This window comes from Motilibacter aurantiacus, from assembly GCF_011250645.1.
Taxonomy (GTDB): domain Bacteria; phylum Actinomycetota; class Actinomycetes; order Motilibacterales; family Motilibacteraceae; genus Motilibacter_A; species Motilibacter_A aurantiacus.
The window spans coordinates 876,282-892,840 of record NZ_JAANNO010000001.1 but is presented as its reverse complement, the minus strand read 5'-3'; the positions used below and the strand labels follow the sequence as shown (position 1 = coordinate 892,840).

Below are 16,559 nucleotides of genomic sequence, written 5' to 3'. Positions count from 1 at the left end.
GTACGCCGCGGTCCTCGGTCGACACGCCGCGAAGGCCCTGCTGACAACCCCAGCCGGCAGGGCCTCCGCGGCTGCATCGGCGCCCGGGTGACCCGCACCCCGTCACCGCCGGGCGACAGCAGCGGCGATGAGCGGGCCGAGATGCGAGCACTGCTCACCGGGCGAGCTCTCGGCCTCCCACCCGGGCACGGTGCGTGCTCGTCCGGACGTACGTCCAGCACTCGCACGGACGGCGGAGCCGGGTGTAGGGGTACGACGACGGGCTCGAGGTCCACCTGCCTCGCCGGCCCGCCGAACGACGTCCGCTTCTCGCCAGAGCCGACACGACAGGACGGCGGACGGGGCGTCGAACCTCGCCACGGCCTGCTCGCTGCTGCCCGGGCAGCCAGAGCTCGGCCTGCCGGCCGCCCGCACCGCGCAGTCCCGGTGGAGCCCGTCGCGGGGCCGACCGGAAAGCTTGCGCGGGTGGACGTCGAGGTCGAGGTGGGCGACTGGGAGCACGAGTGCTGCGGCGAGGCCATCGCCCGCGATCAACTCGTCGACCTGGACTGCATCTGCTGGACGGACCCCGACGGCCACGTGCGCCTGATCGAGACCCACCACGACCTGGACGTCCAGCCCCGCCGACAGGTGCGAGGACGAGTCGTGGACATCCGCCTTGTCCAGGAGGGTGGCGCCACCCGGCCGCTGCTCCGCTTGCCCAGCGGGCGCGCGCTGGCCGGCGCGGCCCCGGACGACGGTCGTCTGCAGGACCTGGAGACGGGCGAGGCCCTCGCGACGAGCGGTGGCCGCAGCTTCCGCGTCACCGTCCGCACCGTCGATCAGTAGTCGCCGCCCCGGTGCAAGCCGGCGGCCGTGTCGCGGTCGGGTCGGCGGTCGCCGGCGGCGCGACGTAGGAGGCGGCTGCAACCCTTCCACCTCGGCCTCGCGTCTACGTGTACGTGAGCACTCGCCGGCGCGACGACATCAGCTTCGAGCAGTTCGTCGCCGTGCGCGGCCCGGCGCTGGCCAGGACCGCAGCCGGAGGGGTCGGGAAGAGGCGCGTGCGTGGCGACCTCGTGCAGGGACTCGCGCAGTTGCGGGATCACTGGACCTCCTCGGCCGGCAGTGGGGAGCCCTGGTTCAGGTGTGGGGCCATCGACAGCGCCACACCCTGGCGGTCCGGCCACACGGACACCGCGGCCGCAGCTGTCAGGGCGACCGCGGCCACGGAGGCGACGAGCGTGATCTCTGCGGACGGGTCGCGGTTGGCGTGGGTGCGGTGCGCCGAGGGGGAGGCGCTGTCGTCGATCTCGGTCTTCACCTTCGCCACCAGGCAGTTGCAGGAGGTCGCCCTGCGCGGTGACGAGCTCCACAGCCAGTGGCTGCTGCGCCTGCAGTGGTCACCCGACGGGACCGCGATCGCCGTCACCGAGGGCAACAGCGCCGCCGTCGTGGAGCTGGCGACGGGGCAGCTGACCACGCCGCCCCCCGGGTTCGGCTTCAAGGTCGCCTGGTCCCCCGACAGCTCGCGGATCGCGGTGGAGGAGGCGCAGTCGGGCGGATTCGGCGTCGGGGTCTTCGACCGCGACCTCGCCACTCACGTCACCGTCGAGGTGCCGGAGCCGGCGTCGCCGTTCCAGCAAGCCGGGTGGACGTGGTCGGCGGACGGCACGAGCGTCGCCACGGCGGCGAGCGACCGCAGCGGACGCTGGTACCTCCTCAGGGCGCCGGTCGACGGCGGAGCGAGCACCCGGACCGAGCTGTCACGGCCTCCGTTCACACCCGCAGGCGACAACGGCATCGGCATCCGCGGCTGGACCTCCGAGGGCCTTGTCGTCAGCGTCATCGGGCAGCCGGGCTCGCCCGACACGGGCAACGCCGGATGGTTCACCGTCGAACGGCCACGGGGCAGGCGACCCGACTGCTCGACGAGGTGGACGACGCAGCGGTCGTCCAGTTGCCGGGCTTCATCGGCTGACGCCGCGCCTGCAGTCAGCCGCCCGGTGATCGTTTGGCGCGGCCGGCTGCCCTGACAGCCGCGGACGCCGAACGATCACGCCCACCACCGGCCGGGCCGGGCATCTCACCGAGCAGCGAGCTCGCGCCCCGCCGCCGCCGGCGCGCCCGGCTCCGCCGCCGTCGCCGGCGAGCCCGGCTCCGCCCCGTCGGGCCCAGCGGCCACCGCACCCCGCCGCCCGACCACCGCTGCGATCAGCAGCACCGTCCCGAAGCTCACGAGGTGCTCGACGTCGGCGATCTGGTGGTGCAGCGCCGAGCCGACGACCAGGGCGCCCACGGCCGCGCGGGTGAGAAGGCGTCGGCGCAGCAGGGCCACGAGCACGGCCGCCACCGCCGCCGTGCCGCCGGACGGGCCGTAGTCGAGGGTCGCGCGGGCGCGCTCGGCGACGTCCCAGCCGCCGGCCGCGAGCGCGGCGACGAGCAGGGTCGTGCCGACGTACCCCCAGACGGCCCCGCCGGCGAAGACGAGCACGGCCCGCGGGGACCCGACGACCCGGGCCAGGGCCCACAGCAGCGGCCCGGTGAGGGCGGCCAGGGAGAGCAGCATGAACGCGTCGCGGGTCAGCAGCATCGCCGTCAGCGCGCGCCACGGCTCGCCGGCGAGCGTGCGGTCGACCGACCAGCCCCACCGGGACGCGACCTCCAGGCCCAGCGGCCCGGGGAAGGAGCCCGCCGCGCCGGCCGCGACGGCGAGCGCGGCCGGGACGCCCCACGCCGCCGCGGTGGGCCGGGCGACGGGCGAGCGCAGCTCGCGGTGCCGGGCACGTACGGCGGAGGCCTCGTCGCGGGCACGGCCCACCAGGCGCGCCCACGCGGCGCGCGCCGACGCGAGGGTCGGGAGCACCTGCCGGACCGAGCCGGGCGGCAGGTACGCGCGCAGCGCCGCGAGGGCGACCCGGGGGAGGTCGGCGTTGCCGGCGTGGGCGAGGTACATCGGCGCCCACTGCGGGTCGAACTTGTCCTTGAACCTGAAGAGGCCGCGGGCCTGGTAGACCTTCCCGCCGTTCTCGTAGAGCCAGCCCAGCAGCTCCTGGATCCGTCCCTCGCGCTGGCCCACGGTGGCGAGCGGGACCCCGCCCAGGCTCGCGCCCTGGCGGCCCCGCTGGGCGAAGTCGGCGATGCTGTCGACGATGAGCGTCTCCATGGTGCCGGGTGGCGCGTCGTCGACCCGGCGCATGAGATCCAGCACCGCCTCCGCGCCGCCGCGGTAGGGCAGCCACGTCACGAAGCCCACCACCTGCTCGCCCGGCTCCCCGGCGGCGACGACGGCGACGTACACCTCCTGGTCCTCGAGCCGGGCGAGGTCGAACCTGCCGAGGGTGAACCCGAGCTCGGGCCCGCCCTTGTCCGCGAGCCACCGCTCGCTGATCGCCGTCAGCTGGCCGTCGCGCTGCGGCGTGCGGGTGGCGTCCGAGTAGCGCAGCACCTGCACGCCGTCCTTGCGGGCGCGGGTCACCGAGTGCCGTACGTTCGCCCGGCGCTTGCCGGCGGTGCTGAAGGCCGCCACGTCGAGCCGGGCCTCGACGCCGATCTGCAGGACCGAGTAGCCCGCGCTCTCGGCCAGGCCGCGCTGGCGCTCGTCGAGGGCGAGCAGCGCGGGCACCCAGCCGGCCCGCTCGCAGGTCGAGGTGAGCTCGCCGAGGGCGGCGGTCTCCAGGTCCCCGGGAGCCACGGGCGTGCCGAGCGACACGGCGATCCCGTTGCGGACCGCCACGGCCGCCAGCGCCTCGCCCCCGCACAGCTCGAGCACCGTGTTGTCCGGAAGGCCGAGCAGCGGTGCGCTCGAGGCGGTGCCGTGCCGCCGGGCGAAGTCGATGACGTCGGCGCGCGGCATCCGGTGCACGACGTGGCCCGGTAGCCACCACGCGGCGAGCGCTGCCAGCACGACCGCGCACACCCCGGCCTGGACCGAGAGCGCGAACGCCGACAGCGCCGCGGTGGGAGCCTCGGCCCCGGGCAGCAGGGCTCGCGCGACCGCCCCTGGCGTCCACGACGGGCCGGGGTGGTGGAGGGCGATCTCGGCGTACGCGGACGCGGCGTACGCGCAGAGCCCGAGCAGGAGCGCGACCGGCCAGACCCATTCCCGCCACGCGTCGGGCCGCTCCACGAGCCGGTGGCTGGCGCGCGTGGACACGAGCAGGGCCAGGGCCAGCACGCAGGCGGCCGACAGCACGACGAAGCGTGCCTCCAGGACGCCGAGCGCGGCTCCGACCGCGGAGGCGGTGACCGCCACCACCCAGGCGTCCCGCGACCCGCGCAGCAGCCAGCGGGCGGACAGCAGCAGCGACACCCCCACCTGGGCCGCGAGCACCCGCCCGGCCAGGGTCGCGTCACCGAGGTCGGACGCGTCCAGGTGCAGCAGGTCCCCGGGGCCGCCGGGCAGGACGCCCCGGGCCAGCCCGACGACGCCGGCAGTGGCCGTGACCGCAGCGGGCACGAGCCGGAGCCGGCGGCGGCGCTGCACGACGGCGAGTTCGCGGGGAGCGCTCTGCATGGTCAAGGTGTCGGGTCGGTCGCGCGCCGACCCAAGCCCGCGTGCTGCCACCGGCCGACCGACCGCGCCGTCCCGGCCCGTCCGAATGCCGGACGCCATCGGAAAAGCCGGAATACGTCAGCAACGGGGGAGAAACACGCGGCTTCTACGTTCGTGCGCACCAGCGACATGCGCACTGGAGGACTCCTTGATGCACGCAGTTTCCCGGCGACGGGCCGGAGCGGCCGGGCTCGCCGCGAGCGCGCTCCTGGCCACCGGCCTGGTGGCCACGGGCGCGCCGACCGCCCAGGCGGCGCCCGCTCCCGCCGCGGCGAGCGCGGCGGCCGCGGACCCCACGACGTTCACGATCACCGAGACGCTCGAGGCCCTGAAGAGCGGGACGTACACCTCAGTGCAGCTCGTCCAGGCCTTCCAGGCCCGCATCGCGGCCTACGAGCCGTACTACAACGCGTTCACGCAGATGAACCCCGAGGCGCTCGCCGACGCGGCCGCCTCGGACGAGCGCCGCAGGAGCGGGGCGGCCGCACGCCCGCTCGAGGGCGTGCCGATCGTCATCAAGGACTCCCTCGACGTCAAGAAGATGCCGACGACGTCGGGCTGGCCGCTCACGTCCCCCATCACGGGCGGCATCGCGCTGGTCCCGGAGACCGACGCGCCGCTGGTCAAGCGGCTGCGCGAGGCCGGCGCCGTCTTCATCGGCAAGACCAACCTGCCGATCCTCGCCGGCAGCGGCAGCAACGCCAACAACAGCGCCTACGGCCCGACGTACAACGCCCTCAACCAGGCCTGGGCGCCGGGCGGCTCGTCGAGCGGCTCGGCGACCTCGGTGGCCGGCGACTTCGCGGTCGCGGGCATCGCCGAGGAGACGGGCGGCTCGATCCAGAACCCCGCGTCCGCGCAGAGCCTCTACGCCGTCAAGCCGACGTTCGGCCTGATCCCCAACACCGGCAACTTCCCGCTGGCGGGCCTGACCCGCGACGTGCTCGGCCCGCTCACCAAGAGCGTCGAGGACGCCGCGATCATGCTCGACGTCCTGGCCGGCTCCACCGCCGAGGACCCGCTGACCGAGGGCGCCGTCGTGCCCGCGGGTGGCTACACCTCGCAGCTGTCCACGACGGCCCTGCAGGGCAAGCGCATCGGCCTGTACGGCCCGGGCTGGCGCACCGGCAACAACAGCGCGCTGTCGCCGGAGACCGCGAAGCTCTACGCGAAGGCCGTCGAGAACCTCAAGAAGCAGGGCGCGATCGTGGTCGAGGACCCGTTCGCCGGCTCCGGCTTCAACGAGCTGCGCAGCTCCGGTGTGACGAACGCGGGCAACAACTGGGCGATCGAGCAGTACCTCAAGCGGCTCGGCCCCAGCGCCGCCGTGCACTCCATCGCCGAGCTCAACGCGTGGGCGGACGCCAACGGCTTCGCGAGCGACACCCGCATCAACGGGATGCTCGGCGACCACAGCACGCCGCCGGACCTGTCCGGCTTCCTCGCGAACCGCGACCGCTACCTGAGCGTGTTCAACAGGGTGATCGCGGACAACGACCTCGACGCCCTGATGTTCCCGCAGCAGGTCCAGGAGGTCGGCCCGATCTTCAACGGCAGCGTCTCGGCCAGCACCGTCTCCGAGATCAACATCGCCCAGCTCCCGGGCGTGGTCGTGCCGGACGGCGCCTACGCCAACGGCAAGCCCTTCAACCTGCTGTTCATGGACGTGAAGTGGAGCGAGGCCGAGCTGCTCGGCTACGCCTACGACTACGCCGAGGCGTATGACGGGCGCGTCATCAACCGCGACCTCACCACCACGACGTGGCCGACCCTGCCGAGCGTCACGTTCACCTCCCTGCAGAACGCGATGAACGCGTACGTCACCGCCGGCCGGCTCAAGGCGCAGGTCAGGGACAACCTGGCCGACCGGGTCACGCGGGCGTCGACCGCGTCCCTGCGCGACAGCGAGGACGTGCCGATCGCGAACCTCGAGCAGTTCATCGCCAAGGCGAAGAACCAGATCAAGGGCGACGCCCAGGACGTCGAGGTGCGCAACGACCTCGTCGCGCAGGCCGAGCAGTTGCTCGCCTACTACCGGGCGGTCGAGGCGATCGAGAACGGCTGACCTCGTCCCCTACGCCCCCGAGGCCCCGCCTGCGCACCCGCGCGGGCGGGGCCTCGCGCATGTGCGCTCCGGTCGGCCTCGCTGTGGATTCTCGTCCGAATCTGCGTGACATCGTTGACAAGCCCCCGGTAAGCCACGGTTTACTCCAGGCGCCGCCGTGACCGCGCGCCGCCGACCCGGTGCTCGCGCTGGTCACCCAGTGAACCAACGAGGGCTCAGGAGGCCGTCCCATGCACCCACGCTCCCCACGCGCGCGACTGGCGCGCAGAGGCGCGATCCCGCTCGCGCTCGCCGCCCTGATCGCACCGGCGATCTCCGGCGCGCCGGCGACCGGCGCCGAGCAGGACCGCCACGGGTTGAAGGGCGACTACTACCTGTCCAGCGGCCCCGGGCTCGGGGACTTCGTCGAGTACCGGTCCACCCGGGTCGACGCCAACCTCGACTTCGACAGCCTCGAAGGCCCGCTGCTCGACGCGACCGGCTACAACGACGAGGTCTCCGTGCGCTGGACCGGGCAGCTGCTGCCCGGCTTCACCGAGGACTACCGCTTCCACGTCACCGGCGACAACGGGTTCCGCATCTGGGTCGACGGCCGGCTGGTGATCGACCACTGGGTCGACGACTGGGACCGCCCGCAGACGAGCGCGCCGATCCGCCTCACCGCCGGGCAGCGCGTGGAGTTCAAGGTCGAGTACTTCGAGAACTGGGGCGGCTCCAACCTCCACGTCGACTGGTCGAGCGCGAGCCAGGCCCGCGAGCCGATCCCGGCCGACGCGTTCTTCCTGCCCGAGGGCTTCGTGCCCGAGGTCCCGGTCGTCCCCGCGGTCTCCGACGTCACCGCGGTCCTCGACGCCCTCGCGGGGGAGCAGGCGATCGCCCGGTCGGCGGAGCGGGACCTGCGCGCGCTGCTCGCGGCCGCCGAGTCCGCCGACGACTACGACACCCGGGTCGAGCACCTGCAGGCCGCCCGCGAGTGGCTCGACACTGCGGCCGGCTCGAAGCTGGGCGCCGACGCCCGCAGCCGCTTGACGGTGCCGCTCGACGCGCTGCTCACCCCGCGGACGCCGGCCCAGCGGCTGTCGGCGGACATCACAGCCCTGTCGCGGGACGGCTCGATCGCGGGCAGCACGGCGCGCGACCTGCTCGAGCTGAGCGGCGCCGGCAAGCTCGCGGAGGCGCGGGCCGCCGTGGCGGGCGCGAAGGCCGGCAAGGTGAGCCCTGCGGCCAAGGGGGCGCTCCTGCCGCAGCTCGACGCGATGATCGAGCGCGGCCACCCGCTCGACCTCGGCACGGCGGAGGCGGGCAACCCGATCGTCAGCGGCTGGTACGCCGACCCGGACATCGAGCTCTACGACGACCGCTACTGGGTCTACCCCACGACGTCGCGCGGGTACGACGAACAGACGTTCATGGATGCCTTCTCGTCCACCGACCTGGTGCACTGGACGAAGCACTCCAACATCCTCGACATCGCGGACGTCCCGTGGGCGCGACGCGCGCTGTGGGCGCCGGCGCCGGTCGAGCGCAACGGCAAGTACTACCTCTACTTCGCCGCCAACGACATCCAGAACAACAACCAGCTCGGGGGCATCGGGGTCGCGGTCGCAGACCGTCCCGAGGGGCCGTACAAGGACGCCCTGGGCAAGCCGCTGATCGGGCAGTTCCACAACGGGGCGCAGCCGATCGACCAGGACGTCTTCATCGACGACGACGGCCAGGCGTACATGTACTACGGCGGCCACAGCCACGCCAACGTCGTCAAGCTGAACCCGGACATGATCAGCCTCGGGACGTTCGCGGACGGGACGACCTTCAAGGAGATCACCCCGACCAACTACGTCGAGGGCTCGTTCATGTTCAAGCGCGGGGGCAAGTACTACCTGATGTGGTCCGAGGGCGGCTGGACCGGCCCGAACTACGCGGTGTCCTACGCCATCGCCGACTCCCCGACGGGCCCGTTCAACCGGCTCGGCCGGGTGCTGCAGCAGGACGCGGCGGTCGCCCGCGGGTCCGGCCACAACTCGGTCATCAACGTCCCGGGCACCGATATCTGGTACATCTTCTACCACCGCCGCCCGTTGACCGAGTCCGAGGGCAACTCGCGAGCGCTGTCGTACGACCGGATGTACTTCAACCCCGACGGCACGATCCGACCCGTGACGATGCTGGTCCAGGACGACTTCGAGGACCGGAACTCCGTGGGCTGGCGGACGTACGGCGGGCTCTGGTCGGCGGCCGACGGGACGTACGCCGCTCCCGCCACGGCAGGGACCATGGCGTTGCAGGAAACCAACTTCGGCAATCTGGAGTACGAGGCCGACGTCCGGCTCGGTGCCGGTGGCAGCGAGGCGGGCCTGGTCTTCCGGGTGGGCAACCGCCCTGGCGGCGCGAGCGGCTTCTCCGGCTACTACGCCGCCCTCACCCCCTCCGGCGTGAGCATCAGCAGCTGGCGCGGCGGCACGCGTACCCCGATCGCGTCCGCGCCGCTGACGGTCGCGGGCGACCGGTCGCACCGGGTGCGGGTCGAGGCGGTGGGCTCGTCGATCAAGGTGTACGTGGACGGCTCCGCCGCTCCCGTGCTGAGCGCGGTCGACACCTCGCACACCGTCGGCGCGAACGGGCTGCGTGCCGGCGGCGCGGGTGCCTGGTTCGACAACGTGAAGATCGAGCACCCCTAGCCGCCCGACGCCTCCGACACCACCCGGGCGCCAGGGCCGGCCTTCGGCCCTGGCGCCCGTCCGTGTCGAGCGAGGCGGCCCGAGGGGCACGTCGTACTGTTGCCGCGGTGCACGAAGAGGGGACGGCGATGCGGTACGTCGCGATCGGCGACAGCTTCACCGAAGGAGTGGGGGACGAGCGGCCCGACGGCTCGCCCCGCGGCTGGGCCGACCTCGTCGCGTCGGGGCTCGCCGCCGCAGCGGGCGGGCCCGTCTCCTACGCGAACCTCGCCGTCCGCGGCCGCCTGCTCGAGGCGATCGTGGGGGAGCAGCTCGACGCCGCCCTCTCCCTGTCCCCGGCACCTACCCTGATCTCGCTCAACGGCGGCGGCAACGACATGCTCCGGCCGAGCGCCGACATGGCGCGGCTCGCGCGCATGACCGGGCAGGCCGTGCGCCGGTGCGACGAGGCGGGCATCCCGCTCCTCCTGCTGGCGGGCGCGGACCCCTCCGCGCGGCTTCCGCTCGGGCGCGTGATGCACCGGCGTGGTGAGCAGCTGACGGCGGCCGTCGCCGAGCTCGCCACCCGGCACGGGCTCGTGTTCGCCGACGCCTGGCACGACCGCGAGGTCCGGCGCCCGGGCTACTGGTCTCCGGACCGGCTGCACCTGAACAGTGCGGGCCACGCCCGCGTGGCCGGCCTCGTCCTGTCGGCCCTCGGCCACGACGCCCCGGCCTCGGTGGTGCCGGCCGGCCCGGTGCAGCGGCGCCGGCTGCTCGAGGAGGCCCGCTACTACCGCGAGCACGTCGGCCCCTGGGTGGGCAGGCGGGTCAGAGGGCAGTCCTCGGGTGACCGGCGTACGCCGAAGCACTCCGACTGGGTCGTCGTCGAGCCCTGAGCCCGATGGCGCGGGCGGCGGTGCTGCGGCAGGATGCCTCCTGTGCCGGACTCCGGGGGCAGCCGAGAGCTCCGGGAAGCGCTGCGGGCGCGGGGCGACGCCGTCCGTGCCCAGCAGGACAGGGCGTACCTCAAGAGCGACATGGAGCACCTGGGCGTCCCGCTCCCGGCCATGCGCGCGCTGGTCAAGGCATACGTGAAGGCACACCCCGAGCTGAGCCACGACGAGCTGGTCACTCTCGCCCGGGAGCTCTGGAGGCCGCCGGTGCACGAGTTCCGCACGGTCGGCGCCCTGCTGCTCGAGGCCAGGGCCGAGGTGCTCTCCGCTGCTGACGCGGGGCTGGTCGAGGAGCTCGTCCGTCGCAGCGGCACCTGGGCGCTGGTGGACGTCCTGGCCGCGTCCGTGGCGGGCCGCGTGATGGTGCGGGACCGTGCCCTGGAGCCGAGCCTGCGGGCCTGGGGCGCCGACGAGGACATGTGGGTACGTCGGCTGGGGATCCTCGGCTTCCTCCGGGCCCTGCGCACGGACGCGTTCGCCGCGTGCTTCCCGGTGTTCGGGGAGGTCGTCGACCCCGTCCTGGAGGACCGGCGCTTCTTCGTGCGCAAGGCCATCGGCTGGGTGCTGCGCGAGGTGAGCAAGGACCATCCGGACGAGGTCTACGAGTGGGCGCTGGGGCGCCGGCCCCGCATGTCGGGTGTCACCGTGCGCGAGCTGGTCAAGCACTACGACGACGAGCGGCGCGGACGCCTCCTGCGCGGCGGCGTGGCCGGCTGACCTGGGGGCCGCAGGCGCGGGGCGCGGCGCTGAGCGCACAGCGTTGCCCGTCCGAGGGAGCCGCGCCGCCTCGGACGGGCAGCTCCCGCGGATGGCTCCCGACCCGCGCCGTGCGAACGCGACGAGGGAGGGGCCGCGGCCCCTCCCTCGCCACACGAACCGGAAGACGCGACCCCTGGATCAGCTTCTGCCGGAGGCGCGGTCCCCGTGAACGCCCCACATCCGGAAGTTACCGCTGTCGTAGAGCATGCCGAGCAGGTAGAGCATGCCGTCGTAGTAGCGCGCGCGGCCCGTCGGGACCGGGGTCTGCCAGAAGTCACGCACGAAGTCGAGGCGCGCCGGGTTGGTCGCGGTGATCGCCGAGGTGGAGTTCATGGCGACCAAGCCCTCCGCGTGCGGGGGCTCGTACGTGTTCTGCCCGCCCTTGAGCGGCGTGCCGTCGACCTGGTAGCGGCTGACGTAGGTGGAGACGCCCTGCTTGAGGAAGAAGCTCTCCAGGGTGTTCGAGTACTTCGTCTGCCACGGCTTCACGCCCCACCACGACGCGTCGAGGTTGACGTTGGCGATGACGCGCCAGGCGTCCTCCTGGAAGGTGATGCCGTACGCCTCGCTGTCGGCGGGAGACTCCCAGGGCGCGCGGCGCGGGGTGCCGTCGAAGTTCGCGTAGCTCGAGGCCAGGCCCGTGCTCGGGTTGTAGGCCTTCTGCAGCATCTGCTCGCCGGCCACGACGGCCTTGCCCCAGAGCTTGGCGTCCTCGGGGACCACCTTGGCGAAGACCCGGTAGAAGGCCGGGAGGACGTACGAGGCGTCGCTGAAGTCGTTGACGCCGGGCGGGGAGAACCGGGGCAGGTAGGTCGTGCGGTCGAACATGTCGACACCGCCGGTGTCGGACTGGTGCCACATGGCTCGCAGGATCTGCTTCGCCTCGGCCTCGTAGTCGTAGATGCCGTCGCCGTTGCCCCAGCGTCCCGCGGCGAAGGCGAGCGCCGCGGCGATCCACTCGTCGCCGTCGGGGGCGATGCCGGTGTCGATGACCGTGCCGTCGATGCGCGTGTGCCACGCGAAGAAGTGCTTCGTGGGCCCGCTCTGCAGCTGCATGTTGGTCTTGGCGAAGTTCCACAGCGAGTCGAACTCGTGCTTCTTGCCGAGCTGCAGCGCGATCATCATCGCGTAGCCGATGCCCTCGGTTCGCACGTCGTGGTTCGCGACGTCCGTCACGTAGGCCATGTCCGGGCTGACCTGGTAGTAGATCGACTGGCCGTCGAAGTAGTCGGGAGCGGTCCCGGGGTCACCGTGGAACAACTGGTCCCAGGCCGCCTCGATCTTCGTCTTCACGGCCTTGTGCGAGTAGCCGGCCTGATCGAAGAGGTTGACGTAGTGGCCGCCCTGAGCGTTCGCGTTGCGCCCCGAGCCGTGGCCCCGAGTGGACGCGGCCTGGGCCGTCGCGCCGCTCGCGAGAACGGCGACGGCCGTCATGGCGGTGATCCCTAGTCTGGCTGTCCTGCGCACACGACACCTTCCTGTGCCGACACCCGTCGGCCTGGCTGCGTGGGGCCCGGGGCACCGCGGCGGCACCCCGACAGGAAGGTAAGTTTAGGCAAACAACCAAGTCAAGCGTTGTTACCGATCCGAGTCCTGAGGCAACCGGGCAGGCATGTGCGGCGAGCGCGTACAGCAGGCCGCGCCGCGTGCCTCAGCGCGCGGCCAGCGCCGTCCTGACCAGCTGCCCGTCCGTGTAGGGCGCGAGCTCCTCCTGGACCTGCTGGCAGTGCAGGAGCAGGCGCGGCAGGAACGCGCGGGCCGTGTCCAGGGCTCCTGCCTGCGCCGCCGCGCTGAGAGCCGCGCACGAGCCCGCGACTGCGGACGCGCCCAGCCACTCGCTCGAGGTGCGCAGGGACTCGGCCGCGGCGAGGAGCGCGCGCGGCTCCTGCCGGCGCACCGACGCCTGGATCTTCAGTCGGCGGCCCGGGAGCTCCGCGAGGTAGGTCGAGACCACGTCCGCGACCGCGTCGGCCTCGCCGTCCAGCCGCTCGGCGATCCGGTGCAGGACCGGTGGCGCGGGCGCCGGCCGGACGGCCGCGTCGGAGGCCGTGGAGCCTGCTGTGGCCCGGGCGAGGGCGGCCGCGAGGGACTTGAGGTCGACCGGCTTGGTCAGCACCTCGTCCATCCCGGCGGCGAGGCACGCCTCGATGGACTCGTCCGTCACGTCTGCCGTGACACCCAGGACCGGCAGCCGCGGCCCGTCCGCGGTGGCCGCGCGGATCCGTCGCGTCGCCTCGCAGCCGTCGATGTCCGGCAGGTGGCGGTCCATGAGCACGACGTCGAAGCTCCCCTTCAGGGCCTCCTCCACGCCGGCCTCACCGGTCGCGACGGCGACGAGCTCGTGCCCCAGCCGGCTGAGCTGGCGCTGGGTCAGCAGCCGGTTGGTCGCGTTGTCCTCGACATAGAGGACCTGCAAAGCGCGAGTCGCAGTTCCCTCGACCGCACCGGAGCGGTCGCGGCTCCGCCCGCCGGCAGACGTGGCCGCGCCGACGGGGACGCAGACCGAGACCCGGGCCCGGTCGACGTCGAAGGAGGCGCCGAGCAGCTCTCCGAGCTGTCGGGCGAGCAGTAGCCCGACCGTCGTGGGCCCGGCGGGGGCGTCGCCGGCCCTGAGCAGCGTCGCCGCCCAGGCCGGCAGCCCCGGACCGGCGTCGGCGACCGTGAACCGGACCGCGCCCTCGACCGGCGTCACGTCGAGCGTGACCGGCTCCTCGCCGTGCACCGCCGCGTTGGCCAGCAGCTCGCCGAGCAGCTGGTGAAGGGCGGACGCGTCCGTCACGAGGGAGCCCGGCGCGGTGCCGGCGACGACCGCCCGGACGCGGGCCCCGGGCACCTCCGCGAGCTCGGCGACGACATCGGCGAGGTCCACCCGCTGGTCGTGGCGCGTCGCGTCACCGGCCGCCAGCCGTAGCAGCCAGGTCACCCGGCTGCTCGCGGACAGCAGCTCCTCCGCGCTGCTCACCAGCTGGTCGACCAGCCGGCGCTGGTCCGCGTCCACGTCGGAGGCCGCCAGCAGCTCGAGGAAGCCCAGGAGGCTGTGCAGGGGCGTGCGCACGGCGCTGCCCATCGTCTGCCCGAGCAGCCGGTTGAGCTGGGCGCTCCCCGGGGTCGCTGCGCTCATGGTGCCGGTACCTCCTGGTCGACGATGTCCAGCAACCGCTGCACGTCCAGCGGCTTCGGGAGAAAGTGCGTGGCGCCGGCCTCGAGCAGGCGGCGCTCGTTGCCGGACGACAGGTCCGCCGTGAGCACGGTGACGGGGGTCGCGCGGACGAGCTCGGAGGGGTCGGCGCGCAGCTCGGCCAGGACCTCGGCCCCGTGCAGGCTCGGCAGGTGCAGGTCCAGCAGCACCATCGCGGGCTCCAGCGCCCGCGCCGCGGCGAGCCCCTGCGCGCCGTCGCCGTTGACCACGAGCCGCAGGTGCGGCCTGCGCTCCAGGATCCGTCGTACGAGGCGGACGTTGGAGGGGTTGTCCTCGATGTAGAGCACGGTCTTGCGGGAGTCCGGTGCCGTCCCGTCCGGTGCCGGCACCGCCGCTCCCGCGCCGGTGACGGCCGGCAGGTCGCCCGCCCCGGCGTACGGCAGCTCGAACCAGAAGGTGCTCCCGCGGCCCGGCTCGCTCTCCACGCCGATCCGGCCGTCCATCGCCTCGACCAGCGTGCGGGTCAGCGACAGGCCGATGCCGGTGCCCTCGACGTCGGTGGCCTCCGCGCCCAGGCGCTCGAACGGCGTGAACACGTCGTCGAGGTGCTCGGACGCGATGCCCCGGCCGGTGTCCTCCACCGACACGTGCACCCGCGGGCGCGCGCCACCCGCCCCTGCCACCAGCTCGGCGCGGACCCGGACCCGGCCGGAGTCGACGTTGTACTTCACCGCATTGGACAGCAGGTTCACCAATGTCTGCTTCAGCCGTTGCCGGTCGGCCCGCACGGCGATGCCACCGGCCGTGCACTCGATGCGCACGTCCCGGCTGAGCGCGGCCGGGCGCACGAGGTCGACGCTCTCCTGCACCACCTCCTCCAGCACGACGGGCTCGAGGGAGAGCGACAGCCGGCCGGACTCGATGCGTACGACGTCCAGCACCTCGTTGATGAGGTTCAGCAGGTGCCGCCCGGCCTTCATGATCTGCTCGGTGTTCTCCTGGTCCTCCGCGGCCAGGTCCCCGAGCTCGAGCAGCTGGCCGAACCCGAGGATCGCGTTCAGCGGCGTCCGCAGCTCGTGCGACATCCGGGAGAGGAACTCGCTCTTCGCCGAGCTGGCCTGCTCGGCCGCGGCACGGGCCTGCTCGGCCTCGTCCCGCGCCCGCTCGGCCTCGTCCCGCGCCAGCTCGGCGGCCTCTGCCGAGAGCCGCACGTCCTCCAGCAGCCGGGCGTTCTCCAGCGCGATGCCGACGTGGGTCGCCGCGGTCTCGAGCAGGCGCCCGTCGCTGTCGCCGAACGTCGAGTAGTCCCCGAGCCGGTTGCCGACCAGCAGGTGCCCGTGCACGCCGGGAAGGACCGCGACGACGCAGTCGCGCAGGCCCCGTGCGGCCAGGTGCGCCCGGTCGTGCTCCCCGCGCTGGGTCCCGCGGGCTGCGACGTGGAAGGCGTGCGCGTCGGTCGTTGACGTCCAGATCGCGCAGGCGCGGTCGACGCTGAAGGTGCCGTCCCCGCGCAGGGCCAGCCGCTCGGCGCCGCCGTCGGGCCCGGGCAGAACGATCTCCGCGTACTCGGCCTCGACGAGCTCGCGCGCCTCGAGCAGGACGGTCTCCAGCGCCCGGTCGCCGCTCGCGCCGACGTACACCGAGCGGGTGAAGTGGTTGAGCCGCTCCATGCTGCGATGGCGGTTGCGCAGCCCGGAGTACGCCCGGTAGACGAGGACCAGGGCCGCGCTGACGGCCACGATGGGCAGCACCGTGGCGCTGTCGTGCCAGTAGGCCCCGAGCATGACGACGGCGGCCGTCGCATTGCCGGCCGCCGCGGTGAGGCTGACCGTGAGGCCACGGTCGAACGCCGCGAGCTCGAGCGCTCCGACGTGCAGCGAGATGGCGAGTGTCAACGTCACGCTGCTGAGGAGGCAGACCGCGAGCGTCACGGCGAGCGCGGTGCCCCACAGGGGGAGCACCTCCTCGGTGCCGTGCGGGCGGAGCGCGGCGAAGGCCAGCACGCCGACGGCTGTCTCGAACGCGGCCTGCACGCTGTTGAAGGCGACCTTGCTGCCTCGCTGCCGCTGCGTGAGGACCACCGCGGCCACCATGGAGAGCGTCCGCGCCGTCACGAGCAGCATCGGCGAGCAGAGAGCCAGGCCGACGACGAGCGGCACCTCGGTGAAGGTCACCGAGATGGCGTTCTTCCGCATCCCGAAGTGCACGGGCATGCTCTCGGTGCAGAAGAACGCGACGGCGAGCAGCAGCGCGAGCGCCCAGGTCGCCTCCGCCGCCGGCATCGCCGGGAGCAGGCCCGCCGTCAGCAGGGCCAGGCCGGCGCTGAGGCCGTAGACGCGCAGGTCGCCGGGGGACACACGTCGTCGGTGCCGGTCCCCGTGCTCCGCGCACCGCACGGGCGCCGAGCAGTGCTCCGCCGGGGTCGTGCCCCGGGGCGCGGTGGAGGTGT

At 73.4% G+C, this 16,559-nt stretch carries 10 protein-coding genes; 6 read left to right on the top strand and 4 right to left on the bottom strand.

Going from position 1 to position 16,559, the window contains the following annotated elements:
* Positions 1 to 465: 465 nt before the first annotated feature.
* Together G9H72_RS04035 and G9H72_RS04030 are read left to right on the top strand one after the other, a co-directional pair.
* Complete coding sequence (locus G9H72_RS04035) at positions 466 to 828, top strand: DUF6578 domain-containing protein (protein WP_166167578.1); 363 nt, start codon at positions 466 to 468, stop codon at positions 826 to 828.
* A gap of 395 nt (positions 829 to 1,223) precedes the next feature.
* Positions 1,224 to 2,015, top strand: coding sequence for a TolB family protein (locus G9H72_RS04030; protein ID WP_166167575.1), 792 nt, complete (start codon positions 1,224 to 1,226; stop codon positions 2,013 to 2,015).
* A gap of 50 nt (positions 2,016 to 2,065) precedes the next feature.
* Here the strand turns inward: G9H72_RS04030 and G9H72_RS04025 are convergent, their stop codons facing one another.
* Positions 2,066 to 4,495, bottom strand: coding sequence for a bifunctional lysylphosphatidylglycerol flippase/synthetase MprF (locus tag G9H72_RS04025; protein WP_166167573.1), 2,430 nt, complete (start codon positions 4,493 to 4,495; stop codon positions 2,066 to 2,068).
* Between the two features lie 190 nt (positions 4,496 to 4,685).
* Here G9H72_RS04025 and G9H72_RS04020 point away from each other — a divergent pair, with 190 nt between their 5' ends.
* The 4 genes from G9H72_RS04020 to G9H72_RS04000 all read left to right on the top strand — a co-directional run bounded on the left by G9H72_RS04020 (position 4,686) and on the right by G9H72_RS04000 (position 10,929).
* On the top strand, positions 4,686 to 6,599 hold the full coding sequence (locus G9H72_RS04020; protein WP_166167571.1) for an amidase: 1,914 nt from the start codon (positions 4,686 to 4,688) through the stop codon (positions 6,597 to 6,599).
* Positions 6,600 to 6,829: 230 nt separating this feature from the next.
* Positions 6,830 to 9,277 carry a family 43 glycosylhydrolase gene (locus G9H72_RS20890; protein WP_196790639.1) on the top strand — a complete coding sequence of 816 codons (2,448 nt, stop codon included), beginning with the start codon at positions 6,830 to 6,832 and terminating at the stop codon, positions 9,275 to 9,277.
* A gap of 128 nt (positions 9,278 to 9,405) precedes the next feature.
* Positions 9,406 to 10,155: an SGNH/GDSL hydrolase family protein gene (locus tag G9H72_RS04005; RefSeq protein ID WP_166167895.1), complete on the top strand. Its 750-nt coding sequence runs from the start codon at positions 9,406 to 9,408 to the stop codon at positions 10,153 to 10,155.
* A gap of 42 nt (positions 10,156 to 10,197) precedes the next feature.
* Positions 10,198 to 10,929, top strand: a complete 732-nt coding sequence (locus G9H72_RS04000) for a DNA alkylation repair protein (protein ID WP_166167568.1) — start codon at positions 10,198 to 10,200, stop codon at positions 10,927 to 10,929.
* Positions 10,930 to 11,109: 180 nt separating this feature from the next.
* Here G9H72_RS04000 and G9H72_RS03995 read toward each other — a convergent pair whose 3' ends face one another.
* From G9H72_RS03995 to G9H72_RS21260, 3 genes are all read right to left on the bottom strand, one after another.
* On the bottom strand, positions 11,110 to 12,405 hold the full coding sequence (locus tag G9H72_RS03995) for a glycosyl hydrolase family 8 (protein ID WP_166167565.1): 1,296 nt from the start codon (positions 12,403 to 12,405) through the stop codon (positions 11,110 to 11,112).
* Between the two features lie 217 nt (positions 12,406 to 12,622).
* Positions 12,623 to 14,092, bottom strand: coding sequence for a response regulator (locus G9H72_RS03990; protein WP_166167562.1), 1,470 nt, complete (start codon positions 14,090 to 14,092; stop codon positions 12,623 to 12,625).
* Positions 14,089 to 16,467 (bottom strand): hybrid sensor histidine kinase/response regulator, encoded by a 2,379-nt coding sequence (locus tag G9H72_RS21260; RefSeq protein WP_166167559.1) that lies wholly within the window; start codon positions 16,465 to 16,467, stop codon positions 14,089 to 14,091. Before G9H72_RS21260 ends, G9H72_RS03990 begins: the two co-directional genes overlap by 4 nt.
* Positions 16,468 to 16,559: the final 92 nt, after the last annotated feature.

Bases quoted from the DNA above. Each gene is read 5' to 3' on its own strand.
- G9H72_RS04025 (WP_166167573.1), bottom strand. From the start codon at position 4,495: ATGCAGAGCGCTCCCCGCGAACTCGCCGTCGTGCAGCGCCGCCGCCGG.
- G9H72_RS04020 (WP_166167571.1), top strand. From the start codon at position 4,686: ATGCACGCAGTTTCCCGGCGACGGGCCGGAGCGGCCGGGCTCGCCGCG.
- G9H72_RS20890 (WP_196790639.1), top strand. From the start codon at position 6,830: ATGCACCCACGCTCCCCACGCGCGCGACTGGCGCGCAGAGGCGCGATC.
- G9H72_RS04005 (WP_166167895.1), top strand. From the start codon at position 9,406: ATGCGGTACGTCGCGATCGGCGACAGCTTCACCGAAGGAGTGGGGGAC.
- G9H72_RS03995 (WP_166167565.1), bottom strand. From the start codon at position 12,405: ATGACGGCCGTCGCCGTTCTCGCGAGCGGCGCGACGGCCCAGGCCGCG.
- G9H72_RS03990 (WP_166167562.1), bottom strand. From the start codon at position 14,092: ATGAGCGCAGCGACCCCGGGGAGCGCCCAGCTCAACCGGCTGCTCGGG.